Source organism: Kluyvera fluvialis (genome assembly GCF_059725275.1).
The window spans coordinates 4,305,131-4,329,107 of record NZ_AP046142.1 but is presented as its reverse complement, the minus strand read 5'-3'; the positions used below and the strand labels follow the sequence as shown (position 1 = coordinate 4,329,107).

Genomic DNA, 23,977 nt, shown 5'->3' with positions numbered 1-23,977 from the left:
CGCCCTGGTATCAGAAATCAGCTTTCAATACCACGCGGTAACGGGCTTTGCCGTCGCGAACATGTTGAATGGCATCGTTGATTTTCGACATTGGGTACAGTTCGGTAATGGGTGCAACTTTGCTACGCCCGGCAAATTTCATCAATTTGCGCAGCTCGAACGGGTTACCCGTAGCAGAACCAGAGATACTGCGATCGCCACCAATCAGCGTGAAGGCCGGAACAGGCAGTGGAGTTAACACCGCGCCTACCGTATGGAAGTTGCCGCCCGAGGCCAGCGCTTCAAAATAGGGCTGCCAGTTGAGGTCAACATTGACGGTGTTGATTATCAGGTCGAACTGACCCGTCAACTCCTTCAGTGCTTCTGGAGAGCGGCTATTGACCACGTGATCCGCGCCCATTGCTCGGACTTCCTGCTCTTTTGAGGGGTTGGAGCTAAACGCCGTCACCTCAGCCCCCATTGCGCGCAGCAGTTTTATGGCAATATGTCCCAGACCACCAATACCAATCACCCCTACGCGGCTGGTGGCTGTTACGTGATGCATCAGTAACGGTTTAAACACGGTAATACCACCGCACAGCATTGGGCCTGCGGTTTCGATATCAATATTATCCGGTAACGGTATAACCCATTGCCAGTCTGCGCGTAGTTTATCGGCAAAACCACCATGGTTAAGGATGGTGGGAACAGAACCTTCAGTACAGTTGATTTGGTTGCCGTCGATGCAGGCATCGCAGTGACCGCAGCTACGCGCTGTCCAGCCGATTCCCACACGCTGGCCAATTTTCAGTCCTTTGTTTTGCGCTGCATTGCCCAGCGCAACCACGTGGCCAATAACCTCGTGCCCAGCAACCAGCGGATATTGAGAGAACCCCCATTCATTGTCGAGCATCGACAAATCCGAGTGGCAGACACCGCAATAATCTACCTTTACCTCAACGTCTTCAGGCAGGAGTTCCCCTGCATCGTATTCCCAGACTTCCAGTTCAGCCCCAGCATTTTTCGCGGCGTAGCTTTTTATTATGGACATCGTATTACTCTCAGTGTGGTGTTGAACTGAGAGTGTAGAGTATGTACAGAGGGGATGCTTCGCGTAAGAGGGGATTAAGCACGGGGAGTCCGGGGGTAAAGTAGTGTGGCGCTTGTTTTTTAGGCACTTAGCAGGTTTAGTATGTACAGGTACTTGCATGGCGGCGTATGGCAGGTATAATTCACTCGTTTTCCGCATACCTCTTCAGTGCCGGAGTGGCGAAATCGGTAGACGCAGTTGATTCAAAATCAACCGTAGAAATACGTGCCGGTTCGAGTCCGGCCTTCGGCACCATCGGAACATCAATAGACGTCAACGGACGTCTTCTTTTGTGTCTGAAATCCAGTATCCGCAAGGCTTTCCTCGCTTTTTCACTCAACCTAAGTCAACCTGATTCAATCTACATCAACTTACTGATGCGGGTACAACTGCGGGTATATCCCGGTTCGATAATGTTTGTACCCACACAGTACCCTTGAAAGGATACTTATCATGGCTCTGAGTGATGTGAAGGTTCGTTCGGCTAAGCCTGAAGCAAAAGCCTATAAACTGGCTGACGGTGAAGGCATGGTTTTGCTGGTTCACCCGAATGGCTCGAAATACTGGCGGCTTCGTTATCGCTTTGGCGGTAAAGAGAAGATGCTGGCGTTGGGGAAATATCCTGAAGTCTCGCTGGCGGATGCTCGAGCACGCCGGGATGAAGCCCGTAAGCTGTTAGCTAACGGCGTCGATCCCAGTGAAAACAAGAAAGCCGTTAAGGTAGAGCAGGAGCAAGAGGCGATAACGTTTGAAGTGGTTGCCAGAGACTGGCACACCAGCAATCAGAAATGGTCTGCATCGCACAGTGCTCGTGTATTGAAAAGCCTAGAAGATAATCTTTTTGCTGCTATCGGTAAGCGGAACATTGCGGAGCTGAAGACACGAGATTTGCTTGTACCCATTAAGGTTGTGGAATCATCCGGACGACTCGAAGTTGCCGCCCGTTTACAACAGCGAACTACCGCGATTATGCGCTTTGCTGTGCAGAGCGGTTTAATCGACTACAACCCTGCACAAGAAATTGCCGGTGCGGTTGCTACGGCGAAAAGACAGCATCGTGCTGCTCTTGAACTTAACCGTATACCTGAATTACTTCATCACATTGATCATTACTCCGGCAGGCCTTTAACTCGATTAGCTGTCGAGCTCACTTTGTTAGTGTTTATCCGCTCTAGTGAACTACGTTTTGCACGCTGGTCTGAAGTAGATTTTGATACGGCTATGTGGACGATTCCGGGCGAGCGTGAACCCTTAGAAGGTGTTAAGCATTCTCGGCGTGGTTCGAAGATGCGCACGCCCCATCTTGTTCCCTTGTCGCGTCAGGCCTTAGCTATTTTGGAAAAGATCAAAAGCATGAATGGAAACCGAGAGCTGATCTTCGTTGGCGACCACGATCCGCGTAAACCCATGAGTGAAAACACGGTGAACAAGGCGCTGAGAGTGATGGGCTATGACACGAAAACGGAAGTTTGTGGACATGGTTTCAGGACGATGGCGTGTAGTTCACTGATTGAATCAGGATTGTGGTCGAGGGATGCAGTCGAGCGGCAGATGAGTCATCAGGAACGTAACTCTGTACGTGCGGCTTATATTCATAAGGCGGAGCATCTGGGGGAGAGGAGGCTAATGTTGCAGTGGTGGGCTGATTATCTTGATGCTAATCGAGAAAAAATCTTTTCTCCTTTTGATTATGCAAAAATCAATAACCCATTAAGCCAGAATAAGTAACTGTGCAAGAAAGCTGATAGCAATAGTTGGTTCGATTAATCGGCTTTGAGGCCACAGTCACGTCTTGCGATACCTGACCCAGCCATCTAGCAATGATAGCTGGGTCAGGCATAAAAAATGTAAATGTATGATAGTCACAAATAAGCGATATCTTTAGGAAACTAACCCAGAAATCTAATTTCGTAGACGCTAATGAGAAAATCTAGATGGCTGATTTGCTCAGAGATATTTTCTTTGTTCGAAAACTGTGCAATCAGAACCGCTGAACGTCTTACTCATTGAACCCAACGTCAATTTTAGCTAATTTAGCTAAATTATCTAGCATGTCCACGGATACCAGCCTTTATGAATGAAAACGAAATATACCATCGTATCCAGCAAGCGCTATCCGGAGCACCACGTAACCAGTACACCGTCGAATTGCATCTGCAAATGATCAAGTATGCTGACGAGCTGGAACACATTACGGCAAAAACCTTTTGCGAAGGCACAGGTCTGAGCCACAGCCTCGGCACCGAATTCAGCAAAATGCGTAACTTAACCCGTCGGTTGAAAGCCGCCGGACTGAACACAGATCTGCTGTAACCCGCTTACCGCACATCACCGTGCAAAACGAGATATTTAATGGCTATCAAAAAAACCGAACTCTACTCCTCTTTATGGGCAAGCTGCGACGAGCTGCGCGGTGGGATGGACGCCAGCCAGTACAAGGACTATGTGCTGACCCTGCTATTTATGAAGTATGTGTCCGACAAATATAAAGGCGACCCTTACGGAATGATCGTTATCCCGAAAGGGGCCAGTTTTGACGATATGGTCGCGCTGAAGAACGATAAAGAAATCGGCGATAAAATTAACAAAATCATCCGCAAGCTGGCGGAAGAGAACGATTTGAAAGGCGTTATTGACGAGGCCGACTTTAACGACGAAGACAAGCTTGGTAAAGGCAAGGAGATGATTGACCGCCTAACGAAGCTGGTCGGTATATTCGAGGGGCTGGATCTGTCCGGCAACCGGGCCGATGGCGACGATCTGCTGGGCGATGCCTATGAGTACCTGATGCGCCACTTCGCCACCGAATCCGGTAAAAGCAAGGGACAATTTTATACTCCGGCAGAGGTGTCGCGCATTCTGGCGAAGGTGATCGGTATTACCCCCGATACGCCGCAGGATGCCACGGTGTACGACCCCACCTGTGGTTCCGGTTCGCTGCTGTTGAAAGTCAGCGACGAAACGCGACGCGGGCTGTCGATATTCGGGCAGGAAATGGACAACGCCACCAGCGCGCTGGCGCGTATGAACATGATCCTGCACAACAATGCCACCGCTAAAATCTGGCAGGGCAATACCCTGAGCGATCCGCAGTGGAAAGAAACTAACGGCAAACTGAAAGCTTTCGATTTCGCCGTGGCCAACCCTCCGTTTTCCAATAAAAACTGGACCAGCGGACTGGATCCAAAAAAAGATCCGTTTGAACGCTTTGTTTGGGGTATTCCGCCAGAGAAGAACGGCGATTACGCCTTTCTGCTACATATTATCAAGAGCTTGAAAAGCACCGGCAAAGGGGCGGTGATCCTGCCGCACGGCGTGTTGTTCCGGGGCAACGCTGAAGCGAATATCCGTGAAAACCTGATCAAGCAAGGCTATATCAAGGGCATTATTGGCTTACCGGCTAACCTGTTTTACGGCACCGGCATCCCGGCGTGCATTATCGTGATTGACAAGGAGCACGCCCACAGCCGCAAAGGCATTTTTATGATCGACGCCAGCCGGGGCTTTATCAAGGACGGCAACAAGAACCGCCTGCGCAGCCGGGATATTCATCGCATCGTGGACGTATTCAACCACCAGCGCACGGTGCCCGGATACAGCCGGATGGTGCCGTTAAGTGACATCGCCGGGAATGATTACAACCTGAATATCCCCCGCTATATCGACGGTGGCGAACCGGAAGATCTGCACGATCTGACCGCGCACTTACAGGGTGGTATTCCGACTCGCGATGTGGATGCCCTGGAGGAGTACTGGCGGGTATTCCCTGCCCTGCGCGACGTGCTGTTTGCTGACGATCGTTCCGGCTACTGTCGGGCGCAGGTCGAAGCCCTGCAGGTTAAACCGACCATTCTGGCGCATCAGGAATTTAAGGATTTTGCCAGCCGCAGCCTGCTGCCGTTTAAGGCGTGGGTGAAAGAGGCGGCGCTGGCAGATATTGGCAAAGGCGATAAACCGAAGGAACTGATCCACGATATCAGCGAGATGCTGCTGGCGCAGTATGCTAACAGTGAGCTGTTGAACAAATACAGCGTGTACCAGATCCTGATGGACTACTGGGCCGACGCCATGCAGGACGATGTCTATGTGATCACGCAGGACGGCTGGCAAGCCGCCGCGCAAATTCGTGAACTCCAGCCGGTAAAAGGCAAGGACGGCAAAAACGTCTGGAAAGAAACGCACGATTTTGAGTTTGACAAGCGGCGCTACAAGGCCGACGTACTGCCCCGTTCACTAGTGGAAATTCGCTGTTTCCCGCAACTACTGGACGCCCTAAACCGCGCACAGGAACATAGTGAAGAAGCGAGCCGTCAGTTAGCCGAGTATATCGAGGAGCAGGCAGGAGAAGACGATCTGCTGGCCGAGGCGAAGAACGATAAGGATAAGGTGACGCAAAAGTTGGTCAATGCTCGCCTGACAAAATTGAAGAAAACCACCGCCGACCCGGATGAGCTGGCGGCACTGACCCGCTGTCTGGCTCTGATTAAAGCAGAGGCGAATGCGAAAAAAGCGCTGAAATCTGCACAGGAAGCGCTGGATCGCGCGGTGTTTAAACATTATCCCTCATTAGATGACGCGGCGATCAAAGTGCTGGTGGTGCAGGACAAGTGGCTGGCGACGTTGCAGGCCGGGATTAAAGCTGAGATTGAGCGTATCACCCAGCAACTGGCGGAGCGTGTGAAGGAACTGGAAGAGCGCTATGCCGAGCCGTTACCGGCGCTTGAAGCGTCCGTTGAAGCGTTGAGCGAGAAGGTGGCCGGGCATTTGCGGGCGATGGGGCTGGTGTGGTGATGGTGGATTTAATGGTGAGTGAGCAGCAGTCGGGTGCGGCGGAGAAAGGCATGCCTGCGGGGTTTAAATTGACTGAGGTGGGGATTATTCCTGAGGATTGGGAGTGCAAATATCTCGGAGAACTTGGCGATATTGTTCGGGGAGGCTCTCCTCGCCCTGCAGGTGATCCTAAATATTTTGAGGGTGATTTTATCCCTTGGCTGACGGTTGCTTCATTGACGACAATCCCGGATGCCCAACAGATCGTTATGGCAACATCCTCGATGTTAACCGAATTAGGTTCTAAGCATAGCCGGACCTTAGAAAAAGGCACTCTTATTATTTCTAATAGTGGTGCAACACTTGGTGTTGCAAAACTTTTAGGAATAAAATGCTGTGCAAATGATGGTGTTGCTGCAATTATTAACCAACGAATCGGAAATAAATCATTTTTGATTCATTACATTAATACAATAACAAAAAGCCTTCATGACAAGATCGCAACGGGTAACGGACAGCCTAATCTAAATACTGATCTGATTAGACTTATTTCTGTACCTTTTCCAAACGAGCAAGAACAGGAAAAAATAGCAGATACGTTGTCTGATTGTGACAATTTTATTCTTAAACTAGAGCAACTAATCGCCAAAAAACAGGCCATCAAAACAGCCACCATGCAGCAACTGCTGACAGGTAAAACCCGTTTGCCGCAGTTTGTGTTGTGGGAGGATGGGGTTGCTAAGGGATACAAAAAGAGTGAATTGGGGGATATTCCTGAGGATTGGGATATTTCGACCTACGGTAAGGTTTTTTCATTTTTATCTACATCGACAAATGCAAGAAGCGATCTTTCTGATACTGGAGACTACGGATATATTCATTATGGTGACATCCACACGAAGTGGAACAACAATTTGAATTTAGAGAATAGCTCCGTTCCCAGAATATCAAGCGACTTGGTATCTTCTTCGTTTATCGAAGAAGGTGATCTTATTATGACTGATGCCTCAGAAGACTATGCTGGTATAGGGAAAAGCATTGAAATTCAAGGTGTAAGGGATAATATAATCGTTGCGGGATTACATACCTATTTGCTACGTGATATGAACAATATATTTGTAGACGGTTTCCGGGGATACCTACATTGTATTCGAGCCGTTAAAGCTAATATTGACCGACTGGCAACGGGTATGAAAGTCTTTGGGGTATCGAAGAATAACCTGAAAACAATCCCTATTCCTGTTCCTCCAAAAGAAGAACAAACCGCCATCGCAGCCATCCTCTCCGATATGGACAAAGAGATTCAGATCCTGCAACAACGTCTGGACAAAACTCGCCAGCTTAAACAGGGGATGATGCAGGAACTGTTAACCGGGAAAACTCGTTTAATATAGAAGGGAAAGCACATGGCTTATGACTACAGCGCCAACCTCAACCCGGAAAAAGCTCTGATCTGGCGCATTGTCCATCGGGACAATATCCCGTGGATACTGGACAACGGCCTGCACTGCGGCAACAGCCCGGTACAGGCGGCAAACTGGATCAATATCGGCAACCCGGAGCTTATCGACAAACGCGCCGGGCATCCGGTGCCTGCGGGGACGGGCGGGACGCTGCATGATTATGTGCCGTTTTACTTTACTCCTTTCTCGCCGATGCTGATGAATATTCGCAGCGGGCGTGGCGGCATTAAGCAGCGCCCCAATGAGGAAATCGTTATTCTGGTCAGCAGCCTGCGACACGTGGCGGCGCAGAACATTCCCTTCGTGTTTACCGACAGCCACGCCTACTATAATCTGGCGAATTACTATACCGATCTAAACAATCTGCATCGGATCGACTGGCCAATCTTACAAGCACGGGATTTCCGTCGCGATCAGGATGATCTTGGCAAGTTTGAACGCTATCAAGCTGAGGCATTAATCTGGAAGCACTGCCCAATCTCACTGCTGGGCGGGATGATTTGTTACAACGATGGCGTCAGGTTACAATTAGAGCAGTGGCTGTCGCAACGCAATCTGTCAATGCCCGTTCACGCACGGGCCGGGTGGTACTTCTCATGATGACATATACACAAGGCAATCTACTGGACGCGCCCGTGGAAGCACTGGTGAATACGGTTAATACCGTCGGTGTCATGGGTAAAGGCATCGCGCTGATGTTCAAAGAGCGCTTCCCCGATAATATGAAAGCCTATGCCCTCGCCTGCAAACAGAAGCAACTGACGACCGGCAAAATGTTTATCACCGAAACCGGCGAACTGATGGGGCCGCGCTGGATCGTCAATTTCCCTACCAAGCAGCACTGGCGCGCCGACTCCCGTATGGAGTGGATTGAAGACGGTTTGCAGGACCTGCGCCGCTTTTTGATCGAAGAGAAAGTGCAGTCCATCGCCATTCCCCCGCTGGGCGCAGGCAACGGTGGCCTGAACTGGCCGGACGTTCGGGCGCGGATTGAATCTGCGCTGGGCGATCTTCCGAGCACTGAAATCCTGATTTTTGAGCCCACCGAAAAATACCAGAACGTCGCCAAAAGCACCGGCGTAAAAAAGCTCACACCCGCCAGAGCGATGATCGCTGAACTAGTGCGCCGCTACTGGGTGCTGGGCATGGAGTGCAGCCTGTTGGAAATCCAGAAACTGGCATGGCTGTTACAACGCGCTATTGAACTGCACCAGCAGGAGGACGTGCTAAAGCTGCGCTTTGAGGCGCACAATTACGGTCCCTTCTCCCCCAACCTGAACCATCTGCTTAATGCGCTGGATGGCACCTATCTCAAAGCCGAGAAACGCATCCCGGACAGCCAGCCGCTGGACGTGATCTGGTTTAACGATCGGGAAAAAGAACACGTCAACCTCTGGCTGAACAACGAGGCCAAAGAGTGGCTACCGGCGCTTGAGCAGGTCAGCCAGTTGATTGACGGCTTTGAATCGCCGTTTGGTCTGGAGTTGCTGGCGACCGTTGACTGGCTGCTGACCCGAGGAGAATGTCAGCCCACGCTAGATTCCGTGAAAGAGGGGCTACACCAGTGGCCTGCCGGTGAACGCTGGGCCAGCCGTAAGATGAAGCTCTTCGATGATAATCATCTTCAATTCGCCATTAACCGCGTAATGGAGTTCCATTGCTGAACATTTAGGGAGAGCGCCCTTTGAGCACTATCGGCCAGCGCGAACGCGCCACACAGCAGCGTTTGATTCAGTTTTTTGTAAAGGATTTAGGATACCGCTATCTGGGCCGCAGCGCAGGATATGCCGGTGACAGCAATATCGACACGGACATACTGAGCGCATGGCTGAAGCGGCGCGGCGTCAGCAATACCCTGATCACCCGCGTGCTTAGGCAACTGGATTCCGCCGCCGCGCTGGGTGAAGGCAAGAAGTTGTATTATGCCAATAAAGAGGTCTATCGCCTGCTGCGTTACGGAGTGAAGGAAAAGGAAGGCGCGGGCGAGCAAAATCAGACAGTATGGCTGATTGACTGGGCACATCCTGAAGCCAATGATTTCGCCATCGCCGACGAAGTGACGGTAAAAGGCGAATACAGCAAGCGTCCGGACCTGGTGCTGTACGTTAACGGCATCGCGCTGGGCGTGATTGAACTTAAACGCTCGTCAGTCCACGTTAGCGAAGGCATCCGGCAGAATCTCGACAATCAGAAGAAAACCTTTATCCGCAATTTCTTTACCACCATGCAACTGGTGATGGCGGGTAATGATACGCAGGGGCTGCGTTACGGCACCATTGAAACGCCGGAAAAATATTATTTGGAATGGAAAGAAGAGCATACCGATGTATATACGCATAAACTCGACTTTCATTTAAGCCGTCTTTGCAACAAGTCAAGGCTGCTAGATATCGTCCATAACTACATAGCCTTTGACGTTGGAGTGAAAAAACTCTGTCGCCATAATCAGTTCTTCGGCGTCGAGGCGGCTAAACAGCATATTGCTCGTCGTGAAGGCGGGATTATCTGGCACACGCAGGGATCGGGTAAAAGCCTGACGATGGTCTGGCTGGCGAAGTGGATCCGCGAAAATGTGCCGAATTCACGCGTGCTGATTGTGACTGACCGCACCGAGCTGGATGAACAGATCGAAAGCGTGTTTATGGGTGTGGATGAAGAGATTTATCGCACCTCTAGCGGCAACGACCTTATTGCGACGCTTAACCATCCGAACCCGTGGCTCATCTGCTCTTTAGTGCATAAGTTTGGTCGTCGTAGCGAGGCGGAAGACGCTGCTGCAACTGACGACTTCATCACCGAGTTGCAACAATCTCTGACTAAAACCTTCCGGGCCAAAGGCGACTTGTTTGTCTTCGTGGATGAGTGCCACCGCACGCAGTCCGGCAAGTTGCATAACGCGATGACCGCCATTCTTCCGGAAGCTTTGTTCATCGGTTTTACCGGTACCCCACTGATGAAGAAAGATAAAAAGAAATCAGTGGAGGTGTTCGGCCCTTATATCCACACCTACAAGTTTGATGAGGCTGTGGCCGACGGGGTTGTGCTGGATCTGCGCTATGAGGCACGCGATATTGACCAGTATCTGACGTCTGAGAAAAAGGTCGATGACTGGTTTGAAGCCAAAACGCGTGGCTTGTCGAACTTAGCCAAAACCCAGCTTAAACAAAAGTGGGGCTCAATGCAGAAACTGCTTTCCAGTAAGTCACGGCTGGAGCAGATCGTTAATGATATTCTGTTGGATATGGATACCCGCCCGCGGCTGATGGACGGGCGCGGCAACGCCATGCTGGTGTGCAGTAGTGTGTATCAGGCTTGTAAGGTTTACGAGATGTTTAGCCAGACAGATCTGGCTGGAAAAGTGGCTATTGTAACCAGCTTCCGTCCCGATGCTGCCAGTATCAAAGGTGAAGAAACCGGCGCGGGCCTGACCGAGAAACTTTACAAATTCTCGACCTATCGCAAAATGCTGGCTGACTTTTTTGAACAAAGCGAAGAGAAGATTGCTGGTCGTATCGCCGAATTCGAGCGAGACGTTAAGCAACGCTTTATAAATGAACCGGGACAAATGCGTTTGCTTATCGTGGTGGATAAGCTGCTAACCGGCTTTGATGCACCGTCTGCGACCTATCTTTATATTGATAAAACCATGACAGACCATACGCTGTTTCAGGCGATTTGTCGGGTAAACCGGCTGGACGGGGAAGATAAAGAATACGGCTATATTATCGATTATAAAGATCTGTTCCGCTCTCTGGATAAAGCGATAACCGATTACACCACGGGCGCGTTTGATGATTACGATCGCGATGATGTTGATGGGCTGTTAAAAAATCGTCTGGAGCAGGCAAAGCTGGATCTCGACAGCGCGCTAGAGGTAGTTCGCAGCCTATGTGAACCTGTCAAGGCTCCGCGCGAATTGCAGGACTATCAGCACTATTTCTGTGGTCAGTCGGGGGAAAACCAGACGATATTAGGCGAAAAAGAGGCACTGCGCCTTTCGTTCTATCAGAATGTCGCCCGCCTGCTGCGCGCTTACGCCAGCCTGGCGAATGAAATGCAGGAAGCGGGCTATACCGATGAGGAAGTGGAAAGCATTCGCACTGAAGTCGCTAAATTCGAGAGACTGCGCTACGACATTAAACTGACCAGCGGCGATCTGCTGGACATGAAGCGCTTTGAGCCCGCCATGCGCCACCTGCTAGATATGTACGTTCGCGCCGACGGTAGCGAAGTGCTTATGGATTTCGAAGAGTTAAGCCTGATTGAGCTGATTGTTGAAAAAGGAGCAGCAGCAACCGCTGCTCTGCCGGACGAGATCCGCAACAATCAGGATGCGATGGCGGAAACCATCGAAAATAACGTGCGTAAAACCATCGTGGATGAAAACCCGGTGAACCCAAAATACTACGGGCGCATGTCGCTTTTGTTGGATGAACTGATTACCCTTCGCCGCCAGAATGCGCTTGATTATCAGCAGTATCTGGAACGTATCCGGGATTTGAGCAAGCAGGTCATACGCCCAGAACAAACCAACGGAGCATCCTATCCTGAAACAATGGATACGCAGGCAAAGCGCGCGTTTTATGATAACTTCGGTCATGACGAGGTGCTGGCAACCCGTATTGATACGACAATCCGCTATACCAAAAAAGCGGAGTGGATTGGCGATCGTTTTAAGGAGCGAGAGCTTGCCCGTGCAGTGCGCGAAGAAACCGCCAGTTATAACGTAAATATTGATGACGTTCTTGAGCTTGCCCGCAAGCAAAAGGAATACCACTGATGCCGGTCATGCAGATAGGCACGCTGCGCTTACAGATCAATCGTAAAGCGATTAAGAACTTGCATATCAGCGTCCTGCCGCCTGACGGCAAAGTTCGCGTTTCAGCCCCGGAACACATGACAGAAACGGCGATACGAATGGCGGTCGCTTCCCGCTTTCGCTGGATCCGAAAACAACAGCAGGATTTCGCCAGACAGCCACGTCAGTCCGAGCGGGAGATGGTCAGCGGAGAATGCCACTATCTTTGGGGTCGTAAATATCGCTTGTTTGTGATCGAGCGTCAGGGGCGTCATGAGGTGAAAATTGCGGGAAATAATAAACTCCAGCTTTATGTTCAGCCGGGAACCAGCAATGAAAATAAGGAGCTGGTATTAACCGACTTTTATCGGCATGAGCTGAAACGGCAGGTCGCTAAATTACTGCCCGAATGGCAGGACAGAACCGGCGTTTCCCCGACGTTCTGGGGCATAAAAAAGATGAAAACCTTTTGGGGCACCTGTAATACCACCACCAAGCGAGTCTGGCTCAATCTGGAACTAGTTAAGAAACCACCTGAGTGTCTGGAGTATATTCTGGTGCATGAACTGGTTCATCTACTGGAGCGTCATCACAACGAGCGCTTCCGTCTACATATGGACCGCTTGATTCCTAACTGGCGCGAGCGGCGAAATTTGCTCAATAAAATGCCGCTAGCTTTTGAGGCGTGGGAGTACTAACCATCGGTACACTTGTCCCTCTTCGTATTACTGGAGGGGGGCTTCCTCCGGTGTAGTGCTTGTTCACCTGACACTTCCCCCGAATGAACGTTCTTCCTTGTTGTAAACCTTGGTGCGCTCTTTGGCAAAGTAACTGAGGTGGCTCCGTAAGTTCAGGATCTGTTGCCCAAATCGGTCCACCCGAAGACTTTCCAGATAGTGCGGCGGATTGGTGAGGTTAACCAGCGTCCTGTACTCCGGAAACTCGATCAGGCCTAATGCACTTAGCCAGGCCTCGCAGATGTAACTCCCCAGGTTATGGTCTTCTTTAGAATAATTCCCTAATCCATTAAACGTATCTTTGTTGACGAATATCGCCATGTGGTAATGAGATTTGCCGCTGGTTCCCACCTCACGTACCCAGACGTGTCTCAGGTCTGTTGGACATACCTGATGGCCGTCCCGCTTACGGCGTTTCTGATGGGCTGCGATACGGGCTCTCAGTGCCCCAATAACTCGTTCCATCAATCCTGAGCTCAGATCAGGGAGACAGGCAATACTGTCGCCTGTATCACGATGCTCAGGCAGTCTGAGTACGAAGGTGAATACGGATGTCCTGGCGTGGGCTTTTGTCGCGAAGTTGATGATATCCGTAATACGATTCATATAACCCGGATTGATTTCCCCAAATTTACTGTTAGTCACAAGTATTACTCCTTTTGCGTTTTTCTCAGGCGAGCGAAGCCTCTGCCAGAGCGAATGGCAGTAATGAATGCGTTGGTTGTTTGATATTTATGCATTTCCTGGATGCAGGGAGAGGTTTGTTATTTTAGAATGTTATTCGCTGATGGAAATTATTGAGGCTGAACAGTGTGATTGCTTTTTGTGAGATAAGGCCTTATTGTTTTTGATATTTAACTACTCAGTGTTGTATATTTCATGCTAAAAGAACACGCACTCCCGGTAATACATTGTCAATCACTTTGTATATCTACATATATATGCCATTAGCTTGCTTGTCTATGATTGCATATATTAACATCCTTATATATTAATCTCTTTTTATATAATATATATACTGTGCAATAGAAGATGGTTGATATATATCAAAGCCTTTTCATATGCGGGGTTTTATATTATAGGCGTTCAGCATTTACTCTAGGGTTAGCAATTCAGAATATAAATAAAAATCTGATAATCAGGACATTCGGGAGTGCTCATGGACAACATCTGTTTTGCCCATTTTTGTTTCTGCCAGACCAGCAGGGGCTAAGCCTTGCTTCCATTATTTTACAGACATACTCAGTTACCCCGAGAGTCTACTATGCGCTGCTGCATCCAGGCTTCCACTTCACTCTTCAGCCAGCGGGAGCTGCGCCCCAGTTTGATGGGTTTCGGGAACCGTCCTTCGCTGATGAGTTTGTAAAACCATTTATCACTGCAGTGAGTGTAGGTGGTGATGAATACCATATCGACAAGCTGGTCGTTCAGCAGGGTGGGGGATGTGTTCATGGGAAAATCTCCTTTACGTTAAAAGTGAAGGAGGAATGACTGTTCTCAGTGTTGTGTTGCAGCCTTCCTCAGGTGATGGAAGGCTGTGTAAAAAAATAATGCGTACGCAGGAGGGCTCTGCCAGTTAAGCATCTCCAGGAAAGCTACCCCCCCTTTGTCCTGATGCGCCCTGCCAGGTGTTCAGAACCCGAACTTCCGACAGGAAGTGATGTTTCGGTGAATGACCTGGCGCTCAGGCCACAGGATAGAAAGTATTTTTTAGATCATGTTGTTTCGGTTGTGGTCGCAGGTCTTCATGCCATGTACGGTTAAAAAACATCATACACCAAATTTTTATATGTTGTTGAATATAAGAATTTTATTTAAAAGTGGGTCACTATGAGTGACTTACTTAATGAAATATAGTATTTATAAAAAGTAACCTACCATTGGTTGTTTTTTTGTTCATTAAAGGATGCTGAGATATGGTGAGTAAGCACAAAATTACGGCTTATACTTCTGATACACTCTTATACGAGTGGGCCACGAACGCGGCAGAAAAGAAGGGGATGAAAAGGTCTGCATACCTTGAGTCGCTGATACGGGAGGAAATGCAAAGGAAGAAGGCGGAAACAGGGGATACCTCATCCCGGTTAAAAGCACAGTTCACCATCTTTGAGACGTTCACACCGAGAGAACAAATACTGAGCACCCATACTTGTGATAACTATGATACAGACGCTGAGCTTAAGGCTAACGTTTTAATGCAACCATTACCTAATCCTCAGGAAAAGGTAAAAAACTTCCTTTCCTGGTTAAAAGAAAAAGCCCATGCAAATATTTCTGCTGATTTTTACCTGGAAGCTTTAAATAAATATATTCGGGAACCAGATAGTGAGTATTATGCTATCTTTCTGAAAACGTGTTTCAGAGGGTGGATTATCAAAGATGAACAAAAATCACCATTGCTCTGTAACCACCAGTCAACCTATTTGCCGCTTCTGGTGACAGAAACGTTATGGGATGAATATGACGGGCGTTATGATTTCTTTAACATCCGGTATCTCAGACAGACAGATATTATAAAAAGGAAAACAGAAAGAGTATTTTCAGACAAATACGTCGGGGCTTCGCTCATATTTGAAAAGCAACATCAGCATAAAGACCTTGGTGGCTTTTTTATCCCGGTGTTACGTAACCCGGTTTCACTGAAACAAAGGTTAATCTCACTACCCCTGATGAACAGGTTTGGCAGCGCGAATTATTTATTCACCGGCGTGGGGGCGGGCAATAACAAAGAAAGATTTTGCCTTAAAGGCATGGAGCTCATCAAACAGCTTTAACATGGGAATCTCAATAATTTTTCAGCCCAATATTACCTTCGTGAGCACGGCAGCCAGTATCGCTGCCGCCCTATTGTTTAACTTACGGAGGTCAATGTGCCCGATAAAACCGAACAGGGTCTTGATACCCTGAAACATTCCTTATCCTGTTTCCCTGCTGCGCTGTCGGATGCGATGGTTGAACGTTTGCTCCGGTGTGTTCACTATGAGCCGGTGATTGGCATTATGGGAAAATCGGGGGCGGGTAAATCCAGCCTGTGCAATACCCTATTCAGTCCGCCGCCCGCCCGGGTTGATGCCGTCAGCGGCTGCACGCGACGCGTTCATCGTTATCAGGTTCGTCGTGGTCCACGTACTCTTCATATTGCAGATTTTCCCGGCATTGCCGAAACCCCGGAGCTTGACAGACAGTATCGCCGCCTGTACCGGGCATGGTCTCCAGAACTGGACCTGATTGTCTGGGCGCTGAAAGCGGATGACCGGGCCTGGAAAGATGACCTGCGCTGTTACCGTGAGCTGCTGAGCCTGGGCGCAGTGCCGGAACGCTTTCTGTTTGTCCTCACGCAGGCCGATAAAATGGATCCCTGCCGTGAATGGGACGACTCTAATCATCAACCTTCACCACGCCAGTCTGAAAATCTTCTCGACAAAGCCGCACTTGCCGGAACACTGTTTGCCACAGTCCATCCGGTCATTGCGATATCTGCAACTGAAAGCTACAACCTGGAGCAGTGGGCGGAAGTGCTGATTAAGGCACTACCGGTAAGTAGCTGCAGCGCCGTTTCCCGCCATCTGAACCCTGAATTATGCACAGAACGTGTTCGGGGCGCTGCACAGGAAGGTTTTATCAGTGTCGCCGGTGCGATTTTTGATGATGTGATGAACACCCTGAAGACCTCCGGGACGCTGATACACCAGTTACAGCGACTCCGCCAGCAGTTCCTGTCGGTCATCCGTGCCATCTGGCATCTCCTGTTCTGAGTTCATCCTGGTTTTTCCACTGCCGTTTCGATCTGTTTCGACGATCGAAATAATGAATTCCAATAGGTTAAAGCTATTAATATTTTATAATTAATCGTTATTATTGATAGGTATCAACGATCGGTTTGCGTGTATCGATCTGAATTAACAATTATCCCACCTTCTGATTAGCCAGTACGATCTGTGCTGAGTGTACCGTTACCCCCTGTTATTCATCATATTTAATTTACTGTTTATAAAGGAATATTTTTATGTGTATCTCTGTGATCGTCTCCCCTGGTATTCGTATCAATCTGGAGACTCAGCGATGAAATCATATCCATTGTTACGTCAGGACCTCTGCGCCTGGTGCCTCGCCGTCGTTACCCCCTTCCTCTGGGTGGTGCTGCTCCTGAGCTTTCCCCGCGTTGTCGCCATTGTCCTGTACATGGTCGTCGCCCTGGCTTGGGTATTACTGGACCGGACAAACCTGATGAAGCAGGGCATCACACCGCCTTCATGGCTGTGGTTCCCTTTGCATTTTGTCTACCTTCGCCAGCGGGACCTGACGCAGGGCAAACCGTGGCGCCTGATGCAGGCCTGGTTGCTTTGTACCGTGCTGTCAGCCGTGGTGGGTTACCCGTTTAAGAAAGACTCGGGGACGGAAAACCTGGCGCAGAATGCCTGTGCGGTGGTGACAAAAATCCTGAGTAAAGAAGGCTATGAGGAGCGCTGTATTCGCGTGACGGATATGCAGGAAGAGGTGCGCGGGCGTTTCTGGCGAGCACAGGTGCTGCTGAATACCGGTGTAAGGGAACCTGTGACGATTGAGGTAAGGGGCCGGGATATATATGTCGTTTTACCGGAGATGGAATAATGAAACAGAGGAATGTGTTAACGCGCATAACTGGCCTGGTGCTGGTCAGTGCAGGGCTGCTGCTCCCGGCGCTGTCCGTTGCCTGGGCGTCAGAGTCACCGGCACCATCGCCGCGCTGCGCCAGACCGGTATTTTATGCGCAGACCGTGAACCATAAAAAGGCGGTGGAGATTTGTCTGGTCAGCCAGGGGGTGTCTTACGCGTTTGGCAAAACCGGTGCAGAAACGAAGGAAATGGACAAAACGGTGCCGCTCCGTGATACCACATATGCCTGGCAGAATAACGGGGTCATCCGTATTCAGGAATTTACCGTCAGAATGGGCGAGACCCGCTATCAGGTCTCTGCCGGCACGAGCGATGACGGTGAGCCGGTGGCCTCGCTGTATGTGTATAAAGGTGCCCCGGAGACTGGCAGGCTGCTGGCAGAGATAGCGCTCGACCCGGCAACGGTGGTGAATAACATCAGCCCTTCACTGGCGGAAGAGGGCGTCACACAGGCAGACAGCCTCTGACGCTGCATATACCGGACGGAACCGATACCGGTATCCGGATACAGAACGTTGTTTATAAGGAATGTTAATGATGTTTAAGACACTGTTGGCCCCCCTGCTGCTTGCTGTCGCGGTTCCTGTGCTGGCGGATAATGCGCCGTTGTCCGTCAATGCACAGAAAGCTTATCTCCCGAAAGTCAATTTTCCCGTCTGGGAACTGACGCTGACCAGCCTCGAAAATGACATCACGGTGCAGTCATTCACCCTGAACCGGGGTAACTGCCTGATTTCCATGCCGGGAAGGGGACAGAATGTTAACAAACGTCTGGGGTACGGTCAGACGCTGTCCTTTACCACCCCCAGTAACAGCACCTTCACGCAGTGTCGCCCTCTGGAGCTGACCGTACAAACCAGCCAGGGGGCTTATACCTTTAACTGGAAATAACGGAGGTCCGGCCGCCAGAATAAAAACGGGGCTGAAACCTCATCGGTAGCTGTTTCGACGGCCATACGCCATACATGACCGCACTGACAGGGCTGTTCTTCCTTCGGGAGGAGCAGCCCTTGTCTTTTTCTGCCGGATAAGGAGTAACCCATGCGCTTTACAAAAGGAAAAACCAACATGACCGACATTATCAATCTTAACGATAACAACCTGTTACTTACACCCTCTACCGGTGATGATTTCGCACCTGCATTAGCAGCAACCCTCGTCCCGGACGAACAACGTGTGGGGTTTTGGCCGCAGCACTTTGGCAGCATTCCTCAGTGGATAACCCTCGAATCGACCGTATTTTCCTGGATGGACCGCCTCTGCGCAGAGTACTGCGGGGGTGTCTGGCAGTTTTACACACTCAGCAACGGCGCTGCCTTTATGGTCCCGGAAGCGGATAGCGATGCCCTCTGGTCGCTATTTAACAGCATGAACGGCAACGGTGGTGAAATGAGCGCCGAAGCCGCCGGGATAGCGGTCTGTCTTATGGCTTACAGTCACCATGCCTGCCGCACCGAATGTGACGCCATGACGGAGCACTACTACCGCCTGCGGGATTACGCTTTGGTGCATCCGGAATGCAACACCATCATGCACATCATCGACTGAGGCCTGAGAATATGGAACAACAACTGCCGCTGTTTGCCGCCGGGTTACTGCCATCAGAGCAGTACACGGTCAGGGCCGCATTAGCCCTGCTGGAACGCCAGCTACGCGAACCTGGCGCGTCATTTACCTCCAGCCATGCGGTCCGGGAGTGGTTACGCCTGCAGCTTGCCACGAAGGAGCGCGAAGAATTTACCGCGCTCTTCCTCGATAACCAGCACCGGCTGATTGCGCACGAAACCCTCTTCACCGGCACCATCAACCATACGCAGGTACATCCACGGGAGGTGGTGAAGGCTGCACTTAAACATAACGCTGCTGCCATTCTCGTGGCGCACTGCCATCCTTCAGGGCACGCTGAGCCCAGCGATGCAGACAGACGGATCACAGAGCGTCTTAAGCAGGCACTGGACCTGGTGGATATCCGCCTGCTGGATCACTTGGTCGTCGGCGGGATGGAGATCATCTCGTTCTCTGAACGTGGCTGGTTGTAAGGAACCGGTGATGAAAATCATCCCCAAACGTCAGGCGATGGCGATATGCCGTCAGCATCCGCAGTCCCGGCTATTTCGCTTCTGTACCGGGAAGTACAAATGGAGCGGCAGCATCTGCCACTATTCCGGGCGGGAAGTGCAGGATATTCGTGGTGTGCTGGCAGTGTTCGCGGAACGCCTCCAGGACCGCAACGGTCCGTATGTCATCCTGCGCAGCGTCACGCACAATTAACGTTAATCAGGAGTCACCATTGTCGAATAAAACACCACCAGTAAACCATGATATTTCTGAGCCCTGGTGGGGACTTAAGCCCACCGTCATCCCGTGCTTTGGCGCACGTCTGGTGCAGGAGGGCTACCGCCTGCACTATCTCGCTGACCGCGCCAGCATCGCCGGGACATTCAGCGACGCGGACTTACGCCACCTCGACCAGGCCTTTCCTGTACTGCTCAAACAGCTGGAACTGATGCTGCTCAACGGTGAACTCAATCCCCGCCATCAGCACCGCGTCACGCTGTATGCGAAAGGACTGACCTGTGAGGCCGATTCCCTCGGCTCACACGGCTACCTCTATATCGCTGTATATCCCACACCATCCACTGGCGAATAAAATCACGTCTTACCCGCAGATTACCTTCGTCTTATTCCACAGAGAGATAACCACTTATGCAAACCCTCACCGTTTCCCGGACGCGGGCGGCATCCTCCTGCCCGTCACCCACCGAAATCTGGCAAATACTGTTGACCCGGCTCCTGCAGCAACACTACGGCCTTACACTTAACGACACGCCGTTTGGTCTCGACGGCGTGATTGAACAGCATATTGATGCCGGGATTTCGCTCATTAACGCCCTCAATTTCATCGTGGAGAAATACGACCTGGTGCGTACCGACCGCCCCGGATTCAGCCTCACCGCACAGTCGCCGTTCATCACCCGTATCGATATCCTCCGGGCCCGTAAAGACTGTGGACTGATGAGGCGTTCCGGTTATAAAACCGTCACCGCCGTGACCACCGGTCAGTATCGTCGGGGACTGAAGTCATGAAATTCTGTCTGAATATCGAAGCCGACAGTATCAACGTCCTGGCGCTCAATATGGGAAGAATTGCCGTGGAGGTTGACGGCATTGAGCTCGCTGAACTGATTAATGTGGTTTGTGATAACGGGTATTCGCTTCGTATTGCTGATACCCCCGGGCAGCTGGTTGTTGAAGATCCGCTCCCGCCCATCACCCACCTTAACGGGATCCAGTGCAGCACCGCGCATATCACCGAAGCCGACAACACCCTGCTGTTTACATTGTCGCATCAACATGGAGACCATGGTGACAGCGAATGGATAAGTTATACCGGATCCGGTTATCTGATTTATCTGGATGCCTGGCAGTATCCGGTACTCCAGCTTAAGAAGCGGGGATTATCGAAGGCCTGTCGTCGGCTAATCGTGACGCTGATACGTCGCTACGCCATCAGAATTATCCATCTGGATGCTCTGGGTGAATTGCTGCCCGGCTTCTCCACGTTCGACTGGTAACATTTTCCACTCCCCACTACGGGGCTTCCCATGCTGGCATTAACCACCGATGCGGCTCTCAACATTCTGATTGACTGGCTGCAGGACAATATCAGTTGCAACACCGACATTATTTTCGACAACGACGAAGATAATACGGATTCAGCGGTACTGCTGCCCTGGATTGAGCAGGCACGGAAAGATGTTCATGCTCTTCGCCATCTTCAGATCCTGCATAACACAAGAAAACCATAATTCCCTAATTTTGCTTATATCACACGCATAAGCGCCAGCCCTTAATGGCTGGCGCTTTGAGTTTCTATATATAAAGGAAAGAAAAATAATGACAGAACAGACTCATAATGAACCCGAAGTCTTAACCGATCACACTGATGTCATTTGCTCCACCAGCATTGAACGCATCGTCACAGGACGTAATGCTGCGCTGGCGCAGACAGAAGCACTAATCCAGCAACTTGTCGATATCTCGACACTGACCCGCAGTATCGGCGGCAAAACTGCCCTGGACTGGGCCATGAAGCAGGACTTCCGTTGCGGCTGCTGGTTGATGGAAAAAAGAGAAACGGCGATGAAAGCCATTACCCACAACATCGATCGCGGTATATGGCGTGATTTGATGAAGCGGTCAGGGATGCTTAGCCTGATGGACGCTCAGGCCAGAGACCAGTGGTATAACAGTCTGGAAAAGGAAGATATTCCAACCGTTAGTGAAGCTAATATCCTGAGCACATTCGAGCAACTGCTTCAGAGCAAAAGCGAGGTATTTGAACGTGGTGTGATTAACGTGTTTAAGGGTTTAAGCTGGGATTTTAAGACGAATAGCCCATGTAAGTTTGGAAAGAAGATCATCGTAACGGGGTTGGTGAAATGCGAGCGGTGGGGATTTGGTCTGAACTGGGGCTGGCAGCGTGATCGCCTGGCGGACCTGGAACGGATGCTGATGATACTCGACGGAAAACCCATTCCCGACAGCCGTGCAGACGTTACCCGCCGTCTCGGCGATCATATCCATGATAACAGGCACAGCACTCATTATGAGGACGAAATGTTTTCAATTAAATACTTTCAGAAGGGGACTGCGCATATCATATTCAAGCGACTGGAGCTCGTTGACAAGCTGAATGAAATTATAGCTAGGCATTATCCAGGATTGTTAGCCCATCGTTCTTGAGGGTTTTGACGCATGCGGCGAACAAGCTTATGATCCAGCTTAATTTCTTTTCCTCATGAAGGGACGGGTATGGGCAACAGAATGTGGATGATCCGCGGCGATGGTGGCAAGCTCTATGACGATTTTCGCGATAAGCAAATTGTAGGCATCGGTTGGTCTCAACTGGCTCCATTAGTCAAACCTGGCCTGTCCCGGGCCCAGTTACTTGCCTTATACCAGGAAGCAGACCCTTTGACGAAGCTGGGAACAGCCCGTTCTGGTGCATCGCAGGTCTGGCGTTTTGTAAATGAGATCCAAAAGGGTGATTGGGTTATTACCTATTCGCCAGCCAACCGTACTTATCTGCTAGGCAAAGTCACATCCGACTTCCAATATCATCCTGAATGGGTGGAAGAGGGGATGGGTATTGCTCGGCAGGTTAAGTGGAATACTCAAGAAATCGACCGCGATCGATTGTCCGTTGCTACCAAAAACACATTGGGTTCTACGCTGACGGTTTTCCAGCTTCCGGAATATGCTCTAGAAGAGCTTTTGCAGGATAAGAAACCCACTGTAGATGTGATTACTCAGAATCCAATTGTGATGGATGAAGATGAGGTCGTTTCTGATCCGCTGCGCGATATGGAAATGCTTGCGTTTGAGGGTATCAAAGATCGTATCAACTCTCTTGACTGGGACGAGATGCAAAATCTGGTTGCCGGAGTTTTACGCAGTATGGGCTATAAAACGCAGGTCTCACCTGCGGGAGCCGATAGGGGTAAAGACATTATTGCTTCACCTGATGGATTTGGTTTTGAAAATCCACGTATTATCGTTGAGGTAAAACATCGCAGGGAGCAAATGGGGAGTCAGCAGATTCGCAGCTTTATTGGCGGCCGTCATCCAGAAGATCGTGGGCTTTATGTCAGTACGGGGGGCTTTACGAAAGATGCTCGCTATGAAGCCGACCGCTCACAGATACCTCTGACGCTCTGGACACTAGACGATCTTGTCAGAGCCCTCATTGAAAACTATGAGCAGGTTGATATCGAAACCAAACTTTTGGTGCCTCTGAAGAAAACTTTCCTGCCTGCGTGAATCTTGCTTCGACAGCCATATCGGTGTTCTACTGGTATGGCTTTATACCCACTAGTAATGTCTGTTTTTTGTACGGATTTTAACTTGTGGGTACAAGTGCGGGTATGACTATTTGTCCCTGCTTATAAACTGCATTGATATCAGTCTATTAGCTGTGAAATTCGAGTCCGGCCTTCGCAACTATTTCTTCCCGGGTGACTTCGCTGAGTTTCTTTTTCTTGAACCGGCGCTCTAGCTAGTCTTATAGGCTGACGAACTGCGGGGTTTGCTGGTCGAAGTTGGCGGCCAGCGCCTTGCGGGTACTCCGCAGTCTCTCTTTCTGTTCGTCATCCAGTTCCGCCCGTAGCTCTTCGAAGTAGGCTTTGTTGGTGGTGTCAAATTCCTGCGGATGTCGGCAAAGTCTTTTCAGTCGTTTTGCGTCAAAGCCGGTGAGTTGCATGTTGTAGACGAACAGCAGAACAATCTCGCCCGCCTTGAATTGCGCTACCCACTCTTTGTGTTCCTGCTTGCTGCCGACCTCGTTGAGGATCTGGGCGGCGCGTTTTATTTTCCGCATTTCTCGGGTGTTAATCTGGTAAATAACGGCGGGTTCTGCGGCCTGTGCGATGGGCATTTCGTTTGTTTCTGCCCCGACGAGCCCCAAAGCAGATTATGATTCTCC

At 50.3% G+C, this 23,977-nt stretch carries 26 protein-coding genes and 1 tRNA gene; 23 read left to right on the top strand and 4 right to left on the bottom strand.

The window, feature by feature from the left end; genetic code table 11:
• Positions 1 to 10 precede the first annotated feature (10 nt).
• Positions 11 to 1,030 carry an NADPH-dependent aldehyde reductase Ahr gene (ahr, locus tag AC6I4B_RS20485; protein ID WP_497767778.1) on the bottom strand — a complete coding sequence of 340 codons (1,020 nt, stop codon included), beginning with the start codon at positions 1,028 to 1,030 and terminating at the stop codon, positions 11 to 13.
• Positions 1,031 to 1,239: 209 nt separating this feature from the next.
• On the opposite strand from ahr, the gene AC6I4B_RS20480 reads away from it, so the two are divergent.
• From AC6I4B_RS20480 to AC6I4B_RS20440, 9 genes are all read left to right on the top strand, one after another.
• Positions 1,240 to 1,324 (top strand) — tRNA-Leu (locus AC6I4B_RS20480).
• Positions 1,325 to 1,522: 198 nt separating this feature from the next.
• The gene (locus tag AC6I4B_RS20475; RefSeq protein ID WP_497767777.1) at positions 1,523 to 2,797 is read left to right on the top strand and encodes a tyrosine-type recombinase/integrase; all 1,275 of its coding nucleotides are present in this window, start codon (positions 1,523 to 1,525) and stop codon (positions 2,795 to 2,797) included.
• A gap of 345 nt (positions 2,798 to 3,142) precedes the next feature.
• Entirely contained in the window at positions 3,143 to 3,382 is a 240-nt protein-coding gene (locus AC6I4B_RS20470) for an HTH-like domain-containing protein (protein ID WP_497767776.1), read from the top strand.
• Between the two features lie 39 nt (positions 3,383 to 3,421).
• Positions 3,422 to 5,860, top strand: a complete 2,439-nt coding sequence (locus AC6I4B_RS20465; RefSeq protein WP_497767774.1) for a type I restriction-modification system subunit M — start codon at positions 3,422 to 3,424, stop codon at positions 5,858 to 5,860.
• Complete coding sequence (locus AC6I4B_RS20460) at positions 5,860 to 7,233, top strand: restriction endonuclease subunit S (protein ID WP_497772271.1); 1,374 nt, start codon at positions 5,860 to 5,862, stop codon at positions 7,231 to 7,233. Before AC6I4B_RS20465 ends, AC6I4B_RS20460 begins: the two co-directional genes overlap by 1 nt.
• 12 nt (positions 7,234 to 7,245) lie before the next feature.
• Positions 7,246 to 7,902: a type II toxin-antitoxin system toxin DNA ADP-ribosyl transferase DarT gene (darT, locus tag AC6I4B_RS20455; protein ID WP_497767773.1), complete on the top strand. Its 657-nt coding sequence runs from the start codon at positions 7,246 to 7,248 to the stop codon at positions 7,900 to 7,902.
• Positions 7,899 to 8,966 (top strand): type II toxin-antitoxin system antitoxin DNA ADP-ribosyl glycohydrolase DarG, encoded by a 1,068-nt coding sequence (gene darG, locus AC6I4B_RS20450; protein WP_497767771.1) that lies wholly within the window; start codon positions 7,899 to 7,901, stop codon positions 8,964 to 8,966. Before darT ends, darG begins: the two co-directional genes overlap by 4 nt.
• A gap of 20 nt (positions 8,967 to 8,986) precedes the next feature.
• Positions 8,987 to 12,082, top strand: coding sequence for a type I restriction endonuclease subunit R (locus AC6I4B_RS20445; RefSeq protein ID WP_497767770.1), 3,096 nt, complete (start codon positions 8,987 to 8,989; stop codon positions 12,080 to 12,082).
• Positions 12,082 to 12,798, top strand: coding sequence for a M48 family metallopeptidase (locus tag AC6I4B_RS20440; protein ID WP_497767768.1), 717 nt, complete (start codon positions 12,082 to 12,084; stop codon positions 12,796 to 12,798). The genes AC6I4B_RS20445 and AC6I4B_RS20440 overlap by 1 nt, the downstream gene beginning before the upstream one ends.
• A 63-nt stretch (positions 12,799 to 12,861) precedes the next feature.
• Here AC6I4B_RS20440 and AC6I4B_RS20435 read toward each other — a convergent pair whose 3' ends face one another.
• Together AC6I4B_RS20435 and AC6I4B_RS20430 are read right to left on the bottom strand one after the other, a co-directional pair.
• Positions 12,862 to 13,482: an inovirus Gp2 family protein gene (locus tag AC6I4B_RS20435; protein ID WP_497767767.1), complete on the bottom strand. Its 621-nt coding sequence runs from the start codon at positions 13,480 to 13,482 to the stop codon at positions 12,862 to 12,864.
• Between the two features lie 597 nt (positions 13,483 to 14,079).
• The gene (locus AC6I4B_RS20430; RefSeq protein WP_497767766.1) at positions 14,080 to 14,289 is read right to left on the bottom strand and encodes a helix-turn-helix transcriptional regulator; all 210 of its coding nucleotides are present in this window, start codon (positions 14,287 to 14,289) and stop codon (positions 14,080 to 14,082) included.
• Positions 14,290 to 14,753: 464 nt separating this feature from the next.
• Between AC6I4B_RS20430 and AC6I4B_RS20425 the strand changes: the two genes are divergently transcribed.
• The 14 genes from AC6I4B_RS20425 to AC6I4B_RS20360 all read left to right on the top strand — a co-directional run bounded on the left by AC6I4B_RS20425 (position 14,754) and on the right by AC6I4B_RS20360 (position 23,316).
• On the top strand, positions 14,754 to 15,611 hold the full coding sequence (locus AC6I4B_RS20425) for a hypothetical protein (RefSeq protein WP_497767764.1): 858 nt from the start codon (positions 14,754 to 14,756) through the stop codon (positions 15,609 to 15,611).
• 96 nt (positions 15,612 to 15,707) lie between these two features.
• Complete coding sequence (locus AC6I4B_RS20420) at positions 15,708 to 16,592, top strand: GTPase family protein (RefSeq protein ID WP_497767763.1); 885 nt, start codon at positions 15,708 to 15,710, stop codon at positions 16,590 to 16,592.
• 307 nt (positions 16,593 to 16,899) lie between these two features.
• Positions 16,900 to 17,448 carry a hypothetical protein gene (locus AC6I4B_RS20415; protein WP_497767761.1) on the top strand — a complete coding sequence of 183 codons (549 nt, stop codon included), beginning with the start codon at positions 16,900 to 16,902 and terminating at the stop codon, positions 17,446 to 17,448.
• Complete coding sequence (locus AC6I4B_RS20410; RefSeq protein ID WP_497767760.1) at positions 17,448 to 17,960, top strand: hypothetical protein; 513 nt, start codon at positions 17,448 to 17,450, stop codon at positions 17,958 to 17,960. Before AC6I4B_RS20415 ends, AC6I4B_RS20410 begins: the two co-directional genes overlap by 1 nt.
• Positions 17,961 to 18,027: 67 nt before the next feature.
• A complete protein-coding gene (locus tag AC6I4B_RS20405; protein WP_497767758.1) occupies positions 18,028 to 18,384 on the top strand; it encodes a hypothetical protein in 357 nt (118 codons plus the stop codon).
• Positions 18,385 to 18,561: 177 nt separating this feature from the next.
• The gene (locus AC6I4B_RS20400; RefSeq protein ID WP_497772270.1) at positions 18,562 to 19,041 is read left to right on the top strand and encodes an antirestriction protein; all 480 of its coding nucleotides are present in this window, start codon (positions 18,562 to 18,564) and stop codon (positions 19,039 to 19,041) included.
• 11 nt (positions 19,042 to 19,052) lie between these two features.
• The gene (gene radC, locus AC6I4B_RS20395; protein ID WP_497767757.1) at positions 19,053 to 19,532 is read left to right on the top strand and encodes a RadC family protein; all 480 of its coding nucleotides are present in this window, start codon (positions 19,053 to 19,055) and stop codon (positions 19,530 to 19,532) included.
• A gap of 10 nt (positions 19,533 to 19,542) precedes the next feature.
• Positions 19,543 to 19,764, top strand: a complete 222-nt coding sequence (locus AC6I4B_RS20390) for a DUF987 domain-containing protein (RefSeq protein ID WP_497767755.1) — start codon at positions 19,543 to 19,545, stop codon at positions 19,762 to 19,764.
• 19 nt (positions 19,765 to 19,783) lie between these two features.
• The gene (locus AC6I4B_RS20385; RefSeq protein WP_497767753.1) at positions 19,784 to 20,143 is read left to right on the top strand and encodes a type IV toxin-antitoxin system YeeU family antitoxin; all 360 of its coding nucleotides are present in this window, start codon (positions 19,784 to 19,786) and stop codon (positions 20,141 to 20,143) included.
• A gap of 56 nt (positions 20,144 to 20,199) precedes the next feature.
• Entirely contained in the window at positions 20,200 to 20,580 is a 381-nt protein-coding gene (locus tag AC6I4B_RS20380) for a TA system toxin CbtA family protein (RefSeq protein WP_497767752.1), read from the top strand.
• Positions 20,577 to 21,068 (top strand): DUF5983 family protein, encoded by a 492-nt coding sequence (locus AC6I4B_RS20375; protein WP_497767750.1) that lies wholly within the window; start codon positions 20,577 to 20,579, stop codon positions 21,066 to 21,068. Before AC6I4B_RS20380 ends, AC6I4B_RS20375 begins: the two co-directional genes overlap by 4 nt.
• Before the next feature lie 30 nt (positions 21,069 to 21,098).
• Positions 21,099 to 21,302, top strand: a complete 204-nt coding sequence (locus AC6I4B_RS20370) for a hypothetical protein (RefSeq protein ID WP_497767749.1) — start codon at positions 21,099 to 21,101, stop codon at positions 21,300 to 21,302.
• An 88-nt stretch (positions 21,303 to 21,390) separates the two neighbouring features.
• Positions 21,391 to 22,239 carry a DUF4942 domain-containing protein gene (locus AC6I4B_RS20365; RefSeq protein ID WP_497767747.1) on the top strand — a complete coding sequence of 283 codons (849 nt, stop codon included), beginning with the start codon at positions 21,391 to 21,393 and terminating at the stop codon, positions 22,237 to 22,239.
• Positions 22,240 to 22,326: 87 nt separating this feature from the next.
• Entirely contained in the window at positions 22,327 to 23,316 is a 990-nt protein-coding gene (locus tag AC6I4B_RS20360) for a restriction endonuclease (protein WP_497772268.1), read from the top strand.
• Between the two features lie 241 nt (positions 23,317 to 23,557).
• Here the strand turns inward: AC6I4B_RS20360 and AC6I4B_RS20355 are convergent, their stop codons facing one another.
• The gene (locus AC6I4B_RS20355) at positions 23,558 to 23,929 is read right to left on the bottom strand and encodes a hypothetical protein (RefSeq protein WP_497767746.1); all 372 of its coding nucleotides are present in this window, start codon (positions 23,927 to 23,929) and stop codon (positions 23,558 to 23,560) included.
• Positions 23,930 to 23,977: the final 48 nt, after the last annotated feature.

Bases quoted from the DNA above. Each gene is read 5' to 3' on its own strand.
- ahr (WP_497767778.1), bottom strand. From the start codon at position 1,030: ATGTCCATAATAAAAAGCTACGCCGCGAAAAATGCTGGGGCTGAACTG.
- AC6I4B_RS20475 (WP_497767777.1), top strand. From the start codon at position 1,523: ATGGCTCTGAGTGATGTGAAGGTTCGTTCGGCTAAGCCTGAAGCAAAA.
- AC6I4B_RS20470 (WP_497767776.1), top strand. From the start codon at position 3,143: ATGAATGAAAACGAAATATACCATCGTATCCAGCAAGCGCTATCCGGA.
- AC6I4B_RS20465 (WP_497767774.1), top strand. From the start codon at position 3,422: ATGGCTATCAAAAAAACCGAACTCTACTCCTCTTTATGGGCAAGCTGC.
- AC6I4B_RS20460 (WP_497772271.1), top strand. From the start codon at position 5,860: ATGGTGGATTTAATGGTGAGTGAGCAGCAGTCGGGTGCGGCGGAGAAA.
- darT (WP_497767773.1), top strand. From the start codon at position 7,246: ATGGCTTATGACTACAGCGCCAACCTCAACCCGGAAAAAGCTCTGATC.
- darG (WP_497767771.1), top strand. From the start codon at position 7,899: ATGATGACATATACACAAGGCAATCTACTGGACGCGCCCGTGGAAGCA.
- AC6I4B_RS20440 (WP_497767768.1), top strand. From the start codon at position 12,082: ATGCCGGTCATGCAGATAGGCACGCTGCGCTTACAGATCAATCGTAAA.
- AC6I4B_RS20430 (WP_497767766.1), bottom strand. From the start codon at position 14,289: ATGAACACATCCCCCACCCTGCTGAACGACCAGCTTGTCGATATGGTA.
- AC6I4B_RS20425 (WP_497767764.1), top strand. From the start codon at position 14,754: ATGGTGAGTAAGCACAAAATTACGGCTTATACTTCTGATACACTCTTA.
- AC6I4B_RS20415 (WP_497767761.1), top strand. From the start codon at position 16,900: ATGAAATCATATCCATTGTTACGTCAGGACCTCTGCGCCTGGTGCCTC.
- AC6I4B_RS20410 (WP_497767760.1), top strand. From the start codon at position 17,448: ATGAAACAGAGGAATGTGTTAACGCGCATAACTGGCCTGGTGCTGGTC.
- AC6I4B_RS20405 (WP_497767758.1), top strand. From the start codon at position 18,028: ATGATGTTTAAGACACTGTTGGCCCCCCTGCTGCTTGCTGTCGCGGTT.
- AC6I4B_RS20400 (WP_497772270.1), top strand. From the start codon at position 18,562: ATGACCGACATTATCAATCTTAACGATAACAACCTGTTACTTACACCC.
- radC (WP_497767757.1), top strand. From the start codon at position 19,053: ATGGAACAACAACTGCCGCTGTTTGCCGCCGGGTTACTGCCATCAGAG.
- AC6I4B_RS20390 (WP_497767755.1), top strand. From the start codon at position 19,543: ATGAAAATCATCCCCAAACGTCAGGCGATGGCGATATGCCGTCAGCAT.
- AC6I4B_RS20380 (WP_497767752.1), top strand. From the start codon at position 20,200: ATGCAAACCCTCACCGTTTCCCGGACGCGGGCGGCATCCTCCTGCCCG.
- AC6I4B_RS20375 (WP_497767750.1), top strand. From the start codon at position 20,577: ATGAAATTCTGTCTGAATATCGAAGCCGACAGTATCAACGTCCTGGCG.
- AC6I4B_RS20370 (WP_497767749.1), top strand. From the start codon at position 21,099: ATGCTGGCATTAACCACCGATGCGGCTCTCAACATTCTGATTGACTGG.
- AC6I4B_RS20365 (WP_497767747.1), top strand. From the start codon at position 21,391: ATGACAGAACAGACTCATAATGAACCCGAAGTCTTAACCGATCACACT.
- AC6I4B_RS20360 (WP_497772268.1), top strand. From the start codon at position 22,327: ATGATCCGCGGCGATGGTGGCAAGCTCTATGACGATTTTCGCGATAAG.
- AC6I4B_RS20355 (WP_497767746.1), bottom strand. From the start codon at position 23,929: ATGCCCATCGCACAGGCCGCAGAACCCGCCGTTATTTACCAGATTAAC.